A 753-nucleotide genomic window follows, 5' to 3' on the forward strand; every position below is an offset into this window, starting at 1 on the left:
AGTCCCATGCTACCAATTCCATCATTGGAAAATTTTACGGTCTTATCCTCCTGTTTCCTCTTGCGCTATTCTGTCCATGTACCCAAGACGGGTGCCACAACATGACAAGGAGGAAAAGAAAGTGACGAAACGAGATTGGGTAATGAAGTCAACAGTAGCAGTCATGCTGAGTACGTCCCTGTTAATGGGTGGTCAAGTTGGAGTAGTGGCCGCTAAGACACAAGATTCAAAACAATCAGAGGTTGCAAATATTGCTACTTCTTTGATTGGGAAGGATTACCAGTACAAGGCAAAGGGACCGAAGCAATTCGGATCAGCGGAGCTGGCTACGTATACGTACAAACAAGTAGGGATTTCCATCGGGAGCACAATCTCTAGCCTGTGCAAGACTGGGACGAAAGTATCCGAAAAAAGCGTGGAGCCAGGGGATTTGGTATTCTTCGCCTCCAGCGGAAGCGGCAGCCCAACTTTTATGGGAATATACATAGGCGGTGACCAATTCGTCTATTCTTCGCAAGGGGAAGACGAGGTAGTTTTAAAAACATATTCGGAGTACAGTGACAAATTTGTAGGGGCTCGTCGTATTCTTGAGGAAACAGACTCTTCTGAGACTCCTAGCAAGCCAGAACCGCCAGTCAGCAATATTGCTGATCAAGTGATCAAAAATGGCGAAAAGTATTTGGGCACAAAATACAAATACGGTTCCAGCAGCAGCACAACCAATACGTTCGACTGCTCTTCCTTTACACAACG

Annotated in this window: 1 protein-coding gene; it reads left to right on the top strand. The window is 45.9% G+C overall.

What is annotated here, in order from left to right; genetic code table 11:
* Positions 1 to 121 precede the first annotated feature (121 nt).
* Positions 122 to 753 (top strand): NlpC/P60 family protein (locus C7R94_RS28595; RefSeq protein ID WP_106785917.1); only part of this gene is annotated, 632 nt, incomplete at its 3' end.

This window comes from Brevibacillus sp. NRRL NRS-603 (assembly GCF_003013445.1).
Classification (GTDB): Bacteria; Bacillota; Bacilli; order Brevibacillales; family Brevibacillaceae; genus Brevibacillus; species Brevibacillus formosus.